Here is an 18266-nt window from a genome sequence, read left to right as displayed (position 1 = left end):
CCCCTAAGTTTTTTTATATCATTGAATGTTGGATTGCATCATATAGATGGCAAGCAACATAATGACCCGGTTTTACTTCTTGCATTTTCGGAACTACTTGAGAACATTCTTCTTTTTTAAAAGGACATCTCGTATGGAAAGTGCACCCGCTTGGCGGATTCGAAGCACTTGGAATATCACCAGAAATAATGAGCTGTTCACGTTCAAACGTAGGATCCGGAACAGGTACCGAGGATAGCAGTGCCTGAGTATATGGATGAAGTGGCTCAGCATATAAATCCTCGCTTGCTGTCAACTCCACTAATTTCCCTAAATACATCACACCTACACGATTACTAATATGGCGTACAACCCCTAAATCATGGGAGATAAAAATATAAGTTAGCTTTAAGTCCTTTTGTAAGTTTTGCAATAAATTCAATACTTGCGCCTGTATTGACACATCAAGTGCAGAGACAGGCTCGTCCGCAATAATCAAACGCGGATTCGTCATCAGAGCACGGGCAATGCCGATTCGCTGTCTTTGACCACCACTAAATTGATGTGGATACCGTTTCACATGATATTCATTTAACCCAACAATTTCGAGAAGCTCTAGAACCTTCTGTTTCCGTTCCTTTGCATTGCCCATTCCATGAACAATAAGAGGCTCCTCCAATATTTTCCCAATATTATGCCTAGGATTAAGAGAAGCATATGGATCTTGGAAAATCATTTGAATGTCTCTACGAGCTTTGCGCATTTCATTGTTCGATAACTCTGAAATCATTTTACCTGCAAATTCAATCTCACCCTCTGTTGGCTCAAGCAATCGCATTAAAAGTCGGCCAGTCGTTGATTTACCACACCCGGACTCACCTACAATGCCTAATGTTTCTCCTTCAAAAACTTCAAAGGAAACATCATCCACTGCCTTTACGTCTCCAACCTGTGTATTCAAGACGCCCTTCCGAATGGGGAAATATTTTTTTAAACCATCAACTTTCAACAACACTTTCGACATGCTGCTTCACCTCCTGTTTCTCTAGTAAAAAACATCTCGATTTATGCTGCTCTGCTGCTTCATATAAAGGTGGTGTTTCTTGTACACAGCGATCCATCGCAAATTCGCAACGCGCTGCAAAACGACAGCCTTCCTGAATACTTCCGGGCTTGGGTACACTTCCTGATATAGAGTAAAGGTTGTCCTTTTTATAACGCATATCTGGTACAGATTTAATAAGTCCTTGTGTATAGGGGTGCTTTGGATTAACGAATATCTCCTGAATAGGAGCCTCTTCTACAATCTGACCTGCATACATCACAATAACTCGCTCGCATGTCTCTGCTACAACGCCTAAATCATGTGTAATTAATAACACAGCTGTATGTAGACGTTTATTTAAATCTTTCATAAGCTGCAAGATTTGAGCTTGAATCGTAACATCTAATGCAGTAGTCGGCTCATCAGCAATCAATACCTTCGGATCACAGACAAGCGCCATGGCAATCATGACCCGTTGTCGCATCCCCCCAGATAGTTGATGTGGATAATCTTTTAATAATTCCTCAGCACGCGGTAAACCTACTAGTTTCATAATTTCAATTGCCCTTGCAAATACTTCTTTTTTCGACCATTTTGGATTATGAATTAAAATCGCTTCTTTTAGCTGATCCCCAATTGTAAACAAAGGATTTAAAGATGTCATAGGCTCCTGAAAAATCATCGCCACATCTTTTCCACGAATTTTTTGCATTTGTTTATCCGATAATGTGACGAGGTTTTTGCCATCTAATAGTATTTCTCCCCCTGTTATTTTTCCAGGCGGTGACGGTATTAAACCCATAATGGACAGTGATGTGACACTTTTTCCACTTCCTGATTCCCCTACAATCCCTAATATTTCTCCCTCATGAACAGAAAAATCGATATCATCTACGGCAGGAATTTGTCCATCATCTGTAAAAAAGGTTGTCTTTAAACCTTTTATTTCTAGCAGCTTTTTTCTCATGATCAATCGCCCCATCCCACCCATATTTTCACTAAATCACTTAACTATCACTCTATTCCCTATTTTCAGATAATTCTAACCAAAAAACATCGCTCTTTCAATCATTATTATTCTGCAATTAACATAGATTTTCTACATCGTTCGAGTTTCATATTAATAACATCTTATTAATTGATAATATTTTATAAATAAGACAAAAAAATAGCCTTCCATTTATGTTTAAACGGAAAGCTATTTTTAGGTTATTGGCTCATTAATAAAATATAGAGATGACATTTTGTTAAAACATATGTCATGAGAATAAGTTGATTGGAGTGGAGGCCAGGCGACTCCTTGGGGATCAGCGATAAAGGAACGAAGGCTAAAAGCATCACATCCTGTGATAACGCCTTCGTGACCAACATCCTGTTGCCCCAAGCGGCTCATCGGACGCCCCCAGGAAGCTTTGCTCTGTGCGAAAGCGTAGTGCTAACGTAGCGGCAGCAACAAAGCGCCTGGCCGGAACGGAAATCAACCCCACATTATGGTGAGCTAGATGTTTTCTATTATAACGTTGTATATCAATCTAAATGTTGCACCTGGAATAAATTAAAGTAAGTCCCCTCTTTTTGCATTAATTGCTCGTGCGTACCACTTTCAATTAATTGTCCATGATCTATAACCAAAATTTTATCTGCATGTGTAATCGTAGAAAGTCGGTGAGCAATTATAATGGTCGTACGTTCATGTGCAAGTACTTCCAATGATTCTTGAATAAGTGCCTCGCTTTCTAAATCCAATGCAGAGGTTGCTTCATCCAGTATTAAAATAGGTGGATTTTTTAAAAATACACGGGCGATCGCTACTCGCTGCTTTTGCCCACCTGATAACTTCACACCGCGCTCCCCAACCTTTGTGTCATAACCATTTGGCAAGCTCATAATAAAATCATGAGCATTTGCCGCTTGTGCCGCAGCAATAACCTCTTCATCAGAAGCATCTGGCTTGCCCATTAAAATATTCTCTTTTACTGAATCACTAAACAAAATATTATCCTGTAGGACGATTCCAATTTGTGAGCGTAAAGAATGTAATGTTACATCACGAACATCATATTCATCAATACACACTGTGCCACTCGTTGTGTCATAAAAGCGAGGAATCAAACTAATGATCGTTGATTTTCCGCCACCACTCATTCCTACAAATGCAACGGTCTCTCCAGGGTTAATCGTGAAATTAATGTTGTTTAAAATTTGTGAGCCATCTGCTTCATATTGAAAGTTCACATTGTCAAAGCGCACTTCACCCTTTACGCGAGGTAGCTCTACCGCATTAGCCTTGTTTTTTATTTCATAAGGTTCGTCTATTAATTCAAACATTCGATCCATTGATGCAAATGATTGTGTTAACATCGTTGATGAACTTACAAGACGACGGAGTGGACCATAAAGTCGTTCGATATAGGCAATAAAGGCCACCATCGTTCCAACTGAAAGTGGACCATTAATAACCTGATAACCTGCATAGGCAATTACTAGGAGAGGTGCTACATCCGTGATTGTATTCACCACTGCAAAGGATTTAGCATTCCATTTCGTATGATCCAGTGCTTTCTCTAAAAATTCACCATTGGCTTCATCAAATAATTTTTGTTCATGCTTTTCTAGCGTGAAGCTTTTAATAATACTCATCCCAGCTACACGTTCGTGTAAATAACTTTGCACACCTGCAAGTGCTTGTGACCGTTTACGTGTTAAAGATCGAAGTTTACCAAAGAAGTACTTCACACTAAATCCATAAAACGGGAACGCAACTAATGCTACTAGCGTAAGCTTAACATCCATGGCAAGCATAATACCGATAGCAATAACAATTGTCGCAAGGTCAAGCCAAACATTCATCAAACCTGTCATAATAAAGTTTTTTGTTTGTTCCACATCATTAATCACTCTTGAAATAACATCGCCAGCTCTTGTATTAGCATAGTATCTTAAACTTAGTCGCTGTAAATGTGCATATATTTGTTTTCGAATATCGAAAAGCACCTTGTTACTAACATGCTGAGCAAAATATTGACGGTAATACTCAATCGGTGGTCGGATAATAAAGAATACAATGATCGTACCACCTAACCAATAAAACAGTTCTTTTGTCTTCTCTGCATCCGTTAGATTTTCTGCAGCAATAATATCATCTAACACAATCTTTATGAGTAATGGGATAAACAATGGAATCGCAAATTTCACTATACCAATCAAAACCGTTAAAATAATTTCCCATGTATATGGTTTTACAAATCTCATATAACGCTTTATACTACCCAACTTATTATCACTTCCTTATTTTAAAAGCCTCGCACTTATGAAAATAAAAGGCATTTTATTTCGTCCATCGCGAAACACCTCAAACCACTTCGCACATAAAAAGAAACAGACATCCACAAACTGAATGCCCAAACGTATTATAGCAATATTTCGTTTGAAGTACAGTTAATTCAACTTTGTCACCAACTATTTTAAGACATAAAAAAAAAACACCCATTAGTAAAACTAATAGGTGCAACTAACAATCATCTGCTTGCATATCGAGCTGAAACTTATAACGACTTGTCCAAGCATCGATGAAATCAGGTGCAAATGGTCCTCTTTTTTGTTGAATCCAGCTAATTAATTTATCGACATTGCGCTTTAAAATTTTATCTATGACATCTGGATAAGACATTTCCTTACGATGTAGTTCATATTCATCCTCATCTAAGAGTGAATAAGACATATCAGGGAAAACTTTAATGTCTAAATCATAGTCAATATATTTAATGGCATTATTATCGAAAACAAATGGTGAGCTTAGATTACAATAATAATACACACCGTCCTCACGTAGCATACAAATGATGTTAAACCAGTGCTCCGCATGGAAATAACAAATAGAAGGCTCTCTCGTTAGCCACGTTCGACCATCGGATTCTGTCACAAGTGTCCGTTCATTCGCACCGATAATAATATTTTTCGTTCCTTTTAAAATCGTTGTTTCTTGCCAAACACGGTGGATACGGCCATTGTGCTTATAACTATGTATTTGTATCGTTTCTCCTTCTATCGGTATTGCCATCTTTGAAGCCCACCTTTTCGTCTATGCTATCTCTAGTATATTATAGCAATGTGTACGCGAAAGGTGTAGTTAGAAAACCACAAATTTCCCTGCGCTCTTTTAAATTTGTACAAAATTTCGTTAATTCAAAGCGAGTTTTATCATAACAACAACTCAATTGGAATTATTTGTTTATTTTTACAGATCTGATCGGGGTTATTTCTTGTGAATTTGAGCGCTTTTCTCGGCTATTCGAGCAACTCCCCTAGCTTCCTGAGCAATTAGATTTTACTAAATAAAATTTAAAAGGAGCTGTCTTTTTTAAATCTTTTCGATTTTAGACAGCTCCTTAGAGGTAAATGCAATTATGCAATTACAAAGTGTTATTCACCAAGATCTTGGTTAGTTTTATTGAAGTTACCTGATGCTTGAGCTTTTTTCTGCTCTGCTTTAGCATTTTGCTTTTGCACTGCATTAGCGTCTGTAACGTCTGTTTCATAACCAAATTCTTGACTTTGACGTTGCATGTTTTTATTCGGTTGTAAATTTTGGTTGTTTTGCTTTTTCATTATTCATTCACCTCCACGTTCATTATTGTGTACCGAGGTGAATGATTTTATGCTCATAAATTTTTATAAATATTATTTTCTTGATTAATCCTTAATTTCTTGCCAAATTTTCAGCATTGGAACGGGCATTGGTAATAATTCTATTTGTTCGCGAGTCAGCCATTCGCCCTTTACTGCTGAATTGCATTTCATATAATAGCTATTTATATGCCATGTTAAATGTGAAAAAACATGTTTAAATGTTAACAAATCCTGTTGCGATTGAACATTTATAGCATAATCATTCATAAAAGTATCTGTTGAATCTTTGCCGTGCTCAAACATTGGAAACTGCCATAGATTAGCTAGTAAACCTTTTGTTGGGCGCTGCTCCAATAAAATTCGACCTTTATCATCTTGACATACAAGCACATCGTATGTGATATGCTTCATCTTTACTTTTTTAGATTTGATAGGTAATTTTTCAGGCTCGCCTTCATTAAACGCGATACAGTATTCGCGAACTGGACATAATAAGCACTTTGGTGAAGTTGGCGTACAAATAAGTGCACCTAGCTCCATTAAGCCTTGATTGAAGGACGATGCATTTTCAGGATCGATCAGTTCTTCAACTGCCTCTTCAAAAATCTTTTTAGTTTTTGGAACGGCTATATCATCGTGAATAGTAAGTACACGACTTAAAACACGCATAACATTGCCATCAACTGCATGTTCGGGCTTATTATAGGCAATACTTAAAATAGCTCCAGCAGTATACGGACCTACGCCTTTTAATGTTGAAATCTCATGGCGATTATCGGGTACTACCCCACCGTAGTTTTCTAATACCTCACGAACACCTGCTTGTAAGTTACGCGCACGGGAATAATAGCCAAGGCCTTCCCAATGCTTCAATAAGTATTCTTGTGGAGCTTCCGCGAGTAATTCTAATGTTGGAAAACTTTCCATGAAACGATTGTAATAAGGAATAACTGTGTCGACACGTGTTTGCTGTAGCATCACTTCCGATACCCAGATTTTATAAGGGTCCGTCGTATGCCTCCAAGGTAAATCACGTTTCTCAACATTAAACCATTCGACTAAAGATTGTCGAAATTCTGTTACATATGGATAATTCACAGTGACCTCCAGCGTCTTTACGATTTTATTTATGGTAAAAAGAGTATACAATTAAGAAAAGATCATCTGTCTGAAACGACAAAAAACGTCACAATTTTCAAACTTCAAATTTGTCTTAATTAAGTAAATATCAGGTAATACGGATTATTGAAATATACATGTATGCAATTGTACTCTATTTTTTGCATACAAGGAGTGGATATTTTTGGATTCAGGTACACATTTCGTTATGGGTATAGCCCTCGGTGGTCTTGCATTAGTTGATCCCGTTGTAGCAAATCATTCTATGACCTTTACCGCAGTAATGGCAGGTACGATTATTGGCTCGCAGGCACCTGATGTCGATACTGTTTTAAAACTGCGCAACAACGCAATTTATATTCGACATCATCGTGGAATTACACATTCACTACCAGCAGTAGCTATTTGGCCCATCTTAATTACCGCGGTTTTAGCACTTATTATTCAGGACGTAAATGTGTTTCATTTATGGCTTTGGACATTTTTAGCTGTAGCGCTTCATGTCTTTGTTGATATCTTCAATGCTTATGGTACACAAGCACTTCGACCATTCTCTAGAAGATGGGTTGCACTTGGTGTCATTAATACATTTGATCCTATTATTTTTACACTACATTGCCTTGGCATTTTACTTTGGGCATTTGGCGCAAATCCAGTTTGGACATTTAGTATCATGTATCTCATTATTATCGTTTACTACATTTTACGATTTGCAGTCCAAAAGGCTGTAAAGAATGCTGTGCATAATACTATTCAGGATGAAGAGTATGTTATTGTAGCTCCTACAATGCGATTCTTCCACTGGCGAATTGCAGCAAAATCCAGAACGCATTATTATGTTGGCCGTGCTTATGGGCGAACTGTTAATATTTACGATAAATTCGAAATAGAACCTTTACCGAAAACGCCTCTTATCGAAATAGCATTGAAAGATCGCAATCTCGCTGCCTTCGTGTCATTCTCACCATTGTATCGTTGGGAAATTTCAGAACTCGATAACGGCTTAACAGAAGTAAGATTAATTGATCTGCGTTATCGTAGTGATAATCGCTATCCGTTCGTTGCTGTCGCTCATTTAAACGATGACAACGAGATTGTCACTTCATACACAGGCTGGATATTTACAGAAGATAAACTCCAGAAAAAATTACAGATTGGCGCAAGTAATTAAACAACAAACCCTGACCAACATTGGCCAGGGTTTTGTTATTGCACCATATCATCACTAGCATCAAGTAAATGTGCGTATTTGGGATTGCGTCCTGCAAATGTATGCAATTTATCGCCATAACTAGTAATTAATTGACGCACTAAATTTTCAGTGTAATCAGCACCTCGATAGGAGTAGCCAGCTTTTGCAGAAGTTGATTCAAAATCACTCCATAAAAGCTCAATCCATACTCGTGCACGCCCTACTGACATTTGCGGGTTTTTCGCAAGTAACTCAGCAGTTAGTTTCTCAATTTTTTCATCCATTTATTTGCCCACCTTAACAGGAGATAGCATTGAAACCGGTAAAGCCTCTTGGTATTTCTCGCCCCCTAAGCGATGTCCCCAGGCAAAGCGTCCTTTTAAATAATCCACTTGGAAAAATTCATTTTCAGAGCCATCAATACGATACATTTCTCCAGGAATTATTGTATCTAAATCAACCAAATAAGCAGCTGCCATTAAAGCCTTGCGCTCGTAAACTGCGAATTCATTGATAATTCCTAGCTGCTCCGCCTTACGTGCTTTTTCCTTTATCATAGCTATTTCTTCACGTAATTCGTGCTCTGACATTGCAGCATAATTTTTTTCGTTCATTCCTCATTCTCCTTCTCTTCTATAAAACGATCTATAACTTCTATAGGAAAACCCTTTTGATAGAGCGCCTGCTTTACTTTCATTTTCAATTCATAGCCAGTATACTTTGATGAATACTTTTTCCAAACTTTTTCGCCTTGTACCTCAAGTAGCTGTTGCCATTCATCTTCATCTTGCTCAATCTCTACTTGACTTAGCACATCATCTACAACACTAAAAGAATAACCTTTTCGCATTAAAAAATCTTGAATTTTAGCTTTTACTTGTGTTGGTGTTTTCTTTTTTTCTGATCGAATGACCTTCTCAGCCAATTGTGTCGCAAGCTTTACTTGTTCCGCATGACTATACGTAGCAAGTACCTCATCCTGTAAGCTTTTATCAATTCCTTTTTTCATAAGGTCTTGTCTAATTGCCTTGGGTCCCTTTTTCATCGTAGCTTTTTTTGTGTTGAGTAATGCCTTGGAGTAAGTTTCATCATTTAAAAAGCCATATGATTTCAGCTTTTGTATAGCCTCTAAAATAACTGCCTCCCCAAATTCCAACGCAAGAAGCTTTTTCTTAACTTCATGTTCACTACGCATTTGATAAGATAAAAAATTTAACCCTTTATTAAACGCTTTTCGAATCTCATCCTCATAGGCAATTTCCTGAATATCAAATTCCTCAAGCACTTTTCCCTTCGTTAACCCAAATTGAATGAGAATTGCCTCATCTACAGGAAAAGCGTATTCTTCGTTCAAATATATATTATAACGTTCTGGATTGTTTTTTTGACGTGCAATTTTCGTAATAATACGCATTAGTAACACCTCACTATTAACCATTATAACATTTTTCAAGGGTATTGCTTTTTTCCCATAGGCATTTCATGTTTGTGGGTGTTCGCTTCTCTTTCGCGAGTATTTTCACGTTTTGCGCGGGTGTTTGCTTCGCGGGTATTTGTCCGGTTCGCGCGGGTATTTGCTTCTCTTCCGCGGGTATTTTCACATTTCGCGCGGGTATTTGCTTCTCTTCCGCGGGTATTTTCACATTTCGCGCGGGTATTCGCTTCTCCTCCGCGTATATTTTCCGGTTCGCGCGGGTATTCGCTTCTCCTCCGCGTATATTACTGCTGGGAGATTAACAGTTGCAAATGAATATGTTGTAAAATTTTCAATTACACCTATGTACTACCTACTGTTTAAGAAAAACATCATTTTACATCTAAATTTCTTCATTTAAAAGAAGCACTTCAAAATTTATTGTATTAAATCGACTAGGATAATTTTTAAAAAAATACACATTCTAATGAAAAAGAAAGGATGCGTTTTTAATGTGGAAACAGCATATTGTAGGAGCGGTCATCGCTACTTTTATTATTGCCGCGGCAATTAGCTATAATCCATTTTCAGCTTCCGGCTCTGATGAATACCATTGGGGATTAAAGCGAGCGAAAAACGGTGAACCAGCTGAGGCTGGGGCACAGCTTGATCAGCTACTTGAGAAGTATGGCGCTATTTATAAAGGTAAGCCTGATAAAAAAGTTGCTTATTTAACCTTTGATAACGGATATGAAAATGGGTTTACGGAAAGCATTTTGGATACATTGAAGAAGGAAAAAGCACCAGCTACCTTCTTTTTAACTGGTCATTATTTAGAAAGTGCCTCCGATATAGTGAAACGCATGGTTAAAGATGGCCATACAATCGGCAACCATTCATATGGACACCCAAATATGGCGAGATTAACGCCAGATGCTATGCGTACAGAATGGAAAAAATTTGACGATAAGCTGAGGGGGTTGACTGGTATAAAACGTACAACATACTTCCGCCCACCTGAAGGTATATTTAATGCGAAATTATTAGAGGTTGGAAATACTGAAGGCTACCGTCATATTTTCTGGTCTGTTGCCTTTAAGGATTGGGAAAGGGATGTACGGCGTGGCGCAGATTATGCGTATAATGCTCTAATAGAACAGCTACACCCTGGTGCCGTAATATTAATGCATACTGTAGCGCAGGATAACGCTGAAGCGCTCCCTAGGTTTATTGCCGAGGCGAAAAAACAAGGCTATACATTTTTATCCCTTGACGATTTAGTTTTAGAACATGAAGATTTCCCTGTCGCTTTGCAATCGTCTACTCCTTAGTTATAATGGGGAGATGATATTAAAAGAACAGGGACGTGGAACGCTTGACGCAGCAAACAACAATGGAAGTAGGACAAAAATTTCCTCTAATAATAAAAAGACTTGGTATTAATGGTGAAGGAGTAGGCTTTTATAAGCGTAATGTTGTATTCGTAAAGGGCGCTATTCCTGGTGAAGAAATTACAGCACAAGTGACTAAAACACAGCGAAACTTTGCCGAAGCAGAAATAGTAACAATTAGCAAAGCTTCAAAATATCGTCAGGAAGCACCATGCCCAGTTTACAACGAATGCGGCGGCTGTCAGCTTCAACATATGACATATGAAAAACAGCTAATCGAAAAGCGTGATATCGTAATTCAAGCATTAGAACGTTATGCTAAGCCTTTAGCTAATACAGTTGAAGTTCGCAAAACTCTAGGGATGGATAATCCATGGAATTATCGTAATAAAAGTCAATATCAAGTACGTAAAGAGGGTAAGCGTGTCTATGCAGGGCTATTTGCAGAAGGTAGTAACAAGTTACTGAACATCAATGATTGCCTTGTTCAACATCCGATTACATCCAAAATTACAGTGGCAACACGTAAAATTTTACAAAAACTGAATATTACTATTTATGATGGTCGTACACTTGATGGCTTAGTACGTACGATTGTTGTACGTACAGGAATTCGTACTGGTGAAACACAAGTCGTGCTCGTAACAACTCGTAAGGAAATTCCACATCAAGCGGAACTCATTGCACGTATTAAAAAAATCGACCCAAGTATCGTATCGATCGCACAAAATATTAACCGTGAGAAAACATCATTAATCTTTGGCGATGAAACGATTGTCCTCGATGGCAAAGAAACGATTCATGAGGAGCTTGGCGAATTAGCCTTTGATTTATCCGCTCGTGCCTTTTTCCAACTGAATCCAACACAAACCGTTCATCTTTATGATGAAATTAAAAAAGCAGCAGCATTAACAGGCAAAGAAACAGTTGTTGATGCTTACTGCGGTGTTGGGACAATCGGTTTATGGCTAGCTGACCAAGCAAAAGAAGTTCGCGGAATGGATGTTATTCCAGAAAGCATTCAGGATGCACGTAAAAACGCCCGAAACCATGGCTTTAAGCATACAAAATACGCAGTCGGCACAGCAGAAAGTGTCCTAGCAAAATGGCGCAAGGAAGGATTTACACCAGATGTCATTACAGTTGATCCACCACGCACAGGTCTAGCACCAGAGTTCATTCGTACGGTATTGAAACTAAAACCGAAGCGCTTTGTCTATACGTCTTGTAATCCTTCAACATTAGCGAAGGATTTAAATGAATTATCGAAGTTTTATGATGTGGAGTACATTCAGCCCGTGGATATGTTTGCACAAACAGCTCAGGTGGAATGTGTCTCGCAACTCATTTTAAAAGAAGGCAACTAACCGTACCTAGTTGCCCTTGAATAGGTTCCTATAATATGGATATTGTTATAATAAGTAATATAATCTTCGACGATTTGTTTTACACATGCATTCGTTGTGCTGTGTATGCCGTCGAAGTAGAACGTTTCTAACTTTAGCGAGGAGTGAAACGTTTCGATTGGGGAATTATCAGCGGCGTGCCTTTACGGGACATGCTCATGGTAATTCCTTTTTCTTTTACTGTTTTTTGATAGTCATACGACGTATAGACAGAGCCTTAATCACTATGCAAGGTAGATGATGGAGCTGACGAAGGATATCTAAGACAAAGTTCGTATCTTGAACAGAACTAATTGCATACGCAATAATTTCACCGTTAAACGATTGTCCAAAAGGCAAGTAAGTAATATCTGTTACGAGCTTCTGTAAGGGTTGGTCAGTGTGAAAATCTAGACTAATTCCAAATAGATAGACAGCATGGACTCATAATAAAATGTCATCAGTAATATATAATTCTTATTCCATTAGATGATGCAGGTTACTTGCAAAAAGAAGTTATTCTTTAGTCATTACTGTAGCTAGAATGGTAAAAGAGACACCAGAATTTGGTGTCTCTATCGGAATAATTCTCTTATGTTGGGGATGAAAAAGAGAAGTACTTCCAACGTTTCATTGTTGTTCTTCCTTTGAGTCAATTTCTTTAATTCCAATTTTTATAAATTATAAGCCAAAGTTGCTGGATCTGTAAGACCAAAAGTCAGATACCAAGGTGCTCCTAACTGTTGACCTGCAGGCACGAAAACGTCAAAAGTCTTAGTCTGAACATTATAACGCCGTACTGAACCTGTATCAGGTCCAGTTCCCGAAATAGGCACAAATAGTTTTCCATCTGGTCCAAACAGGATTGCCATAGCAAAAGCACGCGGTCCACCGACTGTATCAAGGTCAATCTTATCTAGAAATAATCCAGTTTGGCCATCAAAAATAAGAATTTTATCCGTGTCGTTCTCGTCTGCGCGAAAACTCGTCACATAAAGGTTACCGTCTGGACCGAAAACTAATCCTTCAGGACGGTGTAGGTTGTTGACGGCATCACTCTCAACAAACACCTTTATGAACTCCCTTTTCACCGGGTCAAACTGTAAAACCCAGCCATTTAGTGGGTCAAAAGGATTGAAGACCGAGACATAAAGCAAACCGTCTGGACCGAAGACTACACTGCGTGGAAAGAACGTTCCATTGAAACCAGAATGGTTAAAATTACCCAAAAACTCACCAGTAGTACCATTATAAGCGCTCAGTTCTCCGGGCTGAGGCGTGTCGCCAGGGCTTTGTATGTCTGCCACATACAATACATTGTTGTCGGATAGGACTATGCCGCGTGGAGCAAATGGTGCACCTATTTGAACAGAACTAACGAGTTCGCGTAGAAACTTCCCTGTCTGTCCATTGAACTTTAATACATCGCCGTTTTGGGGCTGATTAACGTTCTGGTTGGAGACAAGAAGATTGCCTATATGGTTGAAGATAATTCCCCTAGGACCGTGCAACCCACCGCTTTCTGATGCTACAAAAGTACCGAGGAATCGCCCGGATGTTGCATCAAAACGCTTTACGGTGTCGTCGCTCGTGTCTCCAATATAAAGAAAATCTCTATGAATACCCAAAAAATACCCCCTTTCTATAAAATATTCCATAAGTAAAAAATGATTCTACTTACTCTAATAATGTATGATAACGATAGTGTATTGATATAGGTAACCTTCTTGATAAAACAGCACAATTTATATTCTTCTTAACGAACTGCTTCTATTGAAGATTAATCCTAGATTATTCACTAACTAACACAAAATCCCACTGAAAAGCTGACTTATCGGCTTTTCAATGGGATTCTCTTTTCACTCAATAGATGAAAAATGAAGCCATTTCTGTTAAGGTTATTGCGACTAAACTCTAACCAAATGAAACAAAAATGCTACATCTTCGCATCTCTCACCTTTTTATAGCGCTTATTATATATAAGTAATGCTAATTAATAGAATTATCACTTTATGAAACCAAAACGTTGAGACAAAGTTATACCAGTACATATAGCCCCTTCTAAACATTCTTTTAATTTACATCTTGTTTCCCATTTATTTCATATGTAATCCAATGCGTTTTAACAGAAGCAAAACAGGCGTCTCCTAAAATTAAGAGACGCCTTCATTGTTTTGTATATTATTTTTATATGTACTGCACAGCTCCAGCTGCCTGGTGGATGACGGACGGTCCAGAAAAATCAACACCTTAACCAGTAAACCAGGATTTAAAAGATTTTTATGCTTTAAGTTTTTAGCTTTAATACGAAAGAACTTTGAAACGTAAACTTTAGACTTTTAACTTTAATCTTTGAACTTTTATCTCCGATTATTTAAACTATCCATTGTAGTAAGACATGTTTCAAGTTTTAACTCGCACACATGTCTTGAAGCGCGAGCGACTTTTCGTTTTCCGTTTTCGCTAGGCCATGCATATTTAGTTAGGCTTGCACTTCAATAAATGTCGTTGCATTCGATTCCGATAATACTGCATCGACCTCTGATTCGAATTCTTCAATTCGATTACTTAACGCCTCAATTTTCTTTTTAACATTCATCGGATCAATTAACTCGTACTCGTTTCTTTTCATAAATGTATCCGTATGTAATTTTACTTCTTCTGGAGATTGTTTATCTTTATTTCCTAATATATTAACTAAATACGTTTCTAGCTTTGCTGGCAACGCATCATTTTCTTTTGCAACCGTATTTATCGCTGAACGATATTGCTGTTGCATGACTTCTAACAGTTCCTTTTCATATTGAATGGACTGTTTGCGCTCAATCGCTTCTGCTACAGTCATCTCTTCTTTTCCCACCATTACGTTTGTTTTAGCATTAGACTGTACAACTAGCGCCTTAATTCGGTTGCGATAGTCAATTAAGCTAACTACTTTATCGTATGAGGCTTGCATTTGCTTTTCATATTCTTGAATCTCTACACCATTAATTTTGCTATTGCTTTTACGATTAGCTAACACTGAACTAACTTCATTCGTTGCTGCTTCGATACGGTGATTTAGCATCTTTAATTCTGTTAATGCACGGTGAATCGATATTTTTTTATATTCTGCCATGTGTTAATCTCCTCATTATAAATAGTCATCTTAGTGTGTTCTTCTATTATATAGAGATAGAAATCCAAAATTCAAATATTACCTATCTGCAAATATTATTTGATTTTATGTTTGCTTGTCTGTATAATACAATTCTAGGTGCCAAACCTATGTGACTTGGACGGAACATCCTTGTCACGCAAAGAACGCCATAACAGCACGGATTTGCTGGGCGTTTTTTGTTTTATGAGCGGGAGATGAGCCCCGCTCTTTTATTTTGCTCAAAAGTCTCCGAGCTGAGCGATTCTTCTGTTTCCCCGAGCGTTTGACTTTCTTCCTCCGCTTCAAGGATAATTTCCAAAAGACAATGCCCCTTACATCGACACTAGTCGCTTATTTTTATTTCGTCCAAATACTAGTAAAACAATGGCTATAGCTAGCAAAAGCATCGCCACTAATAAAAGGAAGCTGTAATTTACATATTCTAAATAAACGCCTCCTAAAAATGGCCCTGTTAAGCTACCAATACTAAGGGCAATGCCGCACAGCAGATTTCCTGTTGGCAGTAGTTCCTTGGGTGTTAAGTCAGCCATATAAGTAATACCTAATGAAAACATCGAACCGACTAATGTACCTGTAAAGAAAAATGCTACGGCTACTGCCATTTGTGAATGCTCTACATAGCTTGCAATGCCAAAAATAATAGCCCCTCCGAACGAGCCTATCATTAAGACATTGCGTCGCCCTACTTTATCCCCTATAGCTCCAAGGGGTACTTGTGTTAAAATCCCGCCAAATGTAAAGACTGATAAAATAATAGGAATCATATCCATGTCAAAGCCTTTACGTAAAGCATAAACTGGGAACAAAGCATTTAAAGAAGATTCTAAAAACCCATAAACAAATGGCCCTAAAAATGCAATCCATCCAAATACAATGGCTATTTTATAGCGATGCCAGCCTCTTGCATGTAAGTCTCCCGTTAAACGCTCTGGTTTTTCATTTTGTAAGAGAAATACAAAAGACCACGCGAATAAACACATAATTGAGGATACAATAAACGGTAATGCCTCTGAAACTTGTATAAGTTTCACCATCAGAGGACCGACCGCAAAACCTGTACTAAAAGACAAGCCATAAATGGCCATACCTTTTCCTAAGCTTTTATGATCCGATGTGCTTGTAATCCACGTCTGTGTTGCAAAGTGTAATGCATGATCCCCAATCCCAATGAGTAAGCGAAGGGTAAACCAAAAGGTCGCACTCTTCCATAAAGGAAATGCTAACAGCGAAGCGAAGACAAGTGCACCGCCAATTAAAATAATTGGTTTGAAGCCCCATTTTCGTAATGGCTGCTCGATAAACGGTGAGATTAATAAAGTTCCTATGTATAGACCTGTTGCGTTCAATCCATTCAACGCAGAGGATACTCCATCACGTTCGAAAATAATTGAAATTAGTGGTAAAAGCATCCCTTGCGAAAAGCCTGAAATAGATACAATTAACACTAGAATGGCAAATCTTTTTTTGCTGTAATCTGAGAAGTATGTCATCTTTTCCTCCAACATCAAGTCATCCTTACAAATATCAGCATAACAAAAAGCCTTAGCGCTCACCACATGTGATTTTACGCTAAGGCCTAACTAACACTTATCTCCATTTAATTGTATAAACACGAATTTCGGCTTTTACATTGGCCGAGTACTTGTTTAAACTCCCTCCTTTTCGAGTTAGAGTCTTTTTAGATTTTTTAAATCAGCTCCTTTACTTTTTCTTAATATTAATTTAACACACAGCTTCATTATTGTAAATATTCTGTCTATTGATTTTCGCAAAATAATCGCTTAGTCCTAGGTGTTTACCTAAACATTGAAATTTAGTCCCGAATCAGCTAAGATGGAGGGGACGAAATGAGGTGTATGCATGTCAAATCCAATCACTGATAAAAAACAGCAAATGAATTACTTAAAAGAGCGTCTTGAAATGTTTTTAGAAGTTTTAGATGCCATTGATCCTGAAACAACTGAATTAGAGGATATTGATCGTTTAATTCAAATGATGGATGATTTAGAGGACAAAATGGAGCAATTTAATGCTCGTGAACAATAATTGATAAAAGCAAGTGGACATAAAGCTCTCCACTTGCTTTTTTCTTCTGTTATTTAATAGCAATCCCAATTATATAGGACTTTACTAAAATCTCTACGTTGCAGTTCATCCTCTGTGATGAAAAAGTTGCCGACTCCGACATCTCCCCACAAAATATGATCACCTATACTGTCAATCTGAAGCAATAAGACTGTTGAATCTGTATAATCACCAAAGGCTCTTGGATCATCCTGAGTAAAAAATGGATATCCCCCGATTTTATGGCCTGTACTATTTAATGTTTCATAAAATGAGTCTACTAAATTATCATTGTCTTCTATATTAGCAAGGATCTTCGCATATGGTTTTTCACTTCTAAAGTCATTAGCTGATAATGGTTCATAGCCTGTTCTAAAGGACAATGCCATTTCTTTTTCCACTGGAAAGTATAATTCTTCTTCTTTCGCTTCAACAAATGAGAAGTCTTGTACTAACTGTGATTCGTCGCTGACAATATGTTCGTGAAAAATAACATGGAAACCTTCCTGATTTTGACCATTATCAAAGTCCATTCCTAGTACATCGTCATAACCATCAATATAAAACTGCAAGATTCCCTCTTTAGGGAAATTTGATAAATGCTTCGGTACATCTGCAAAATTAATTTGAGCTAGTAATTTTAATGGTTGCCCTTCAGAACTTTTCGGGTACTCCATTGACAGCGGGAAATACGGATCGCCTGCAAACTTACTTTCAAATAAAGACGTTTTTCGTTCTTCCGTTTCAATATATACAGTAGGCTGTATCGTTTCCTCTATTACTGTCCTATATTGTTCAAATGCTTCAGGTAAATTAAGTAACTTCATATATTACCTCCTAAAGTAGATTTAATACCATTGTAGAACAAACGTTCCTTTTCAACAATCT

Annotated in this window: 17 protein-coding genes and 1 pseudogene; 4 read left to right on the top strand and 14 right to left on the bottom strand. The window is 37.8% G+C overall.

Annotated elements, in window-relative coordinates; all coding sequences use genetic code 11:
- Window positions 1-13: 13 nt before the first annotated feature.
- From AMS59_RS07250 to mutY, 6 genes are all read right to left on the bottom strand, one after another.
- Complete coding sequence (locus AMS59_RS07250) at window positions 14-1003, bottom strand: ABC transporter ATP-binding protein (protein WP_053483077.1); 990 nt, start codon at window positions 1001-1003, stop codon at window positions 14-16.
- A complete protein-coding gene (locus AMS59_RS07245) occupies window positions 978-1991 on the bottom strand; it encodes an ABC transporter ATP-binding protein (protein WP_082337422.1) in 1014 nt (337 codons plus the stop codon). Before AMS59_RS07245 ends, AMS59_RS07250 begins: the two co-directional genes overlap by 26 nt.
- 560 nt (window positions 1992-2551) lie before the next feature.
- Window positions 2552-4297: an ABC transporter ATP-binding protein gene (locus AMS59_RS07235; protein ID WP_053483075.1), complete on the bottom strand. Its 1746-nt coding sequence runs from the start codon at window positions 4295-4297 to the stop codon at window positions 2552-2554.
- Between the two features lie 238 nt (window positions 4298-4535).
- Window positions 4536-5084, bottom strand: a complete 549-nt coding sequence (locus tag AMS59_RS07230; protein ID WP_053483074.1) for a DUF402 domain-containing protein — start codon at window positions 5082-5084, stop codon at window positions 4536-4538.
- A gap of 362 nt (window positions 5085-5446) precedes the next feature.
- Window positions 5447-5632: a hypothetical protein gene (locus AMS59_RS07225; protein WP_053483073.1), complete on the bottom strand. Its 186-nt coding sequence runs from the start codon at window positions 5630-5632 to the stop codon at window positions 5447-5449.
- Between the two features lie 84 nt (window positions 5633-5716).
- Window positions 5717-6751 (bottom strand): A/G-specific adenine glycosylase, encoded by a 1035-nt coding sequence (gene mutY / locus AMS59_RS07220; RefSeq protein ID WP_053483072.1) that lies wholly within the window; start codon window positions 6749-6751, stop codon window positions 5717-5719.
- A gap of 205 nt (window positions 6752-6956) precedes the next feature.
- On the opposite strand from mutY, the gene AMS59_RS07215 reads away from it, so the two are divergent.
- Window positions 6957-7943, top strand: a complete 987-nt coding sequence (locus tag AMS59_RS07215; protein ID WP_053483071.1) for a metal-dependent hydrolase — start codon at window positions 6957-6959, stop codon at window positions 7941-7943.
- A gap of 35 nt (window positions 7944-7978) precedes the next feature.
- Here AMS59_RS07215 and AMS59_RS07210 read toward each other — a convergent pair whose 3' ends face one another.
- Genes AMS59_RS07210 through recX form a run of 3 tightly spaced genes read right to left on the bottom strand, consistent with a single transcriptional unit; the run spans window position 7979 to window position 9378 of the window.
- Window positions 7979-8248 (bottom strand): YfhJ family protein, encoded by a 270-nt coding sequence (locus AMS59_RS07210; RefSeq protein ID WP_053483070.1) that lies wholly within the window; start codon window positions 8246-8248, stop codon window positions 7979-7981.
- Window positions 8249-8578 (bottom strand): YfhH family protein, encoded by a 330-nt coding sequence (locus tag AMS59_RS07205; RefSeq protein WP_053483069.1) that lies wholly within the window; start codon window positions 8576-8578, stop codon window positions 8249-8251.
- On the bottom strand, window positions 8575-9378 hold the full coding sequence (gene recX, locus AMS59_RS07200) for a recombination regulator RecX (RefSeq protein WP_053483068.1): 804 nt from the start codon (window positions 9376-9378) through the stop codon (window positions 8575-8577). The genes AMS59_RS07205 and recX overlap by 4 nt, the downstream gene beginning before the upstream one ends.
- A 512-nt stretch (window positions 9379-9890) precedes the next feature.
- Between recX and AMS59_RS07190 the strand changes: the two genes are divergently transcribed.
- Window positions 9891-10709, top strand: coding sequence for a polysaccharide deacetylase family protein (locus tag AMS59_RS07190; RefSeq protein ID WP_053483066.1), 819 nt, complete (start codon window positions 9891-9893; stop codon window positions 10707-10709).
- Window positions 10710-10753: 44 nt separating this feature from the next.
- A complete protein-coding gene (gene rlmD, locus AMS59_RS07185) occupies window positions 10754-12136 on the top strand; it encodes a 23S rRNA (uracil(1939)-C(5))-methyltransferase RlmD (RefSeq protein WP_053483109.1) in 1383 nt (460 codons plus the stop codon).
- On the opposite strand, the pseudogene AMS59_RS26180 reads toward rlmD, so the two are convergent.
- From AMS59_RS26180 to AMS59_RS07170, 4 genes and pseudogenes are all read right to left on the bottom strand, one after another.
- Window positions 12133-12565, bottom strand: a pseudogene (locus tag AMS59_RS26180) (transposase); the annotation flags it as partial. The gene rlmD and the pseudogene AMS59_RS26180 overlap by 4 nt on opposite strands.
- Window positions 12566-12828: 263 nt before the next feature.
- On the bottom strand, window positions 12829-13782 hold the full coding sequence (locus AMS59_RS07180; protein WP_156304577.1) for a hypothetical protein: 954 nt from the start codon (window positions 13780-13782) through the stop codon (window positions 12829-12831).
- Window positions 13783-14636: 854 nt separating this feature from the next.
- Complete coding sequence (locus AMS59_RS07175) at window positions 14637-15272, bottom strand: hypothetical protein (protein ID WP_053483064.1); 636 nt, start codon at window positions 15270-15272, stop codon at window positions 14637-14639.
- A gap of 353 nt (window positions 15273-15625) precedes the next feature.
- Complete coding sequence (locus AMS59_RS07170) at window positions 15626-16804, bottom strand: MFS transporter (RefSeq protein ID WP_053483063.1); 1179 nt, start codon at window positions 16802-16804, stop codon at window positions 15626-15628.
- A gap of 370 nt (window positions 16805-17174) precedes the next feature.
- On the opposite strand from AMS59_RS07170, the gene AMS59_RS07165 reads away from it, so the two are divergent.
- Window positions 17175-17360 carry an SE1561 family protein gene (locus AMS59_RS07165; RefSeq protein ID WP_049668848.1) on the top strand — a complete coding sequence of 62 codons (186 nt, stop codon included), beginning with the start codon at window positions 17175-17177 and terminating at the stop codon, window positions 17358-17360.
- A 53-nt stretch (window positions 17361-17413) separates the two neighbouring features.
- Here the strand turns inward: AMS59_RS07165 and AMS59_RS07160 are convergent, their stop codons facing one another.
- A complete protein-coding gene (locus AMS59_RS07160; protein WP_053483062.1) occupies window positions 17414-18205 on the bottom strand; it encodes a YwqG family protein in 792 nt (263 codons plus the stop codon).
- Window positions 18206-18266: the final 61 nt, after the last annotated feature.

Source organism: Lysinibacillus sp. FJAT-14745, assembly GCF_001275675.1.
Taxonomy (GTDB): Bacteria; Bacillota; Bacilli; order Bacillales_A; family Planococcaceae; genus Lysinibacillus.
This window is presented reverse-complemented; position numbering and strand designations above follow the sequence as displayed.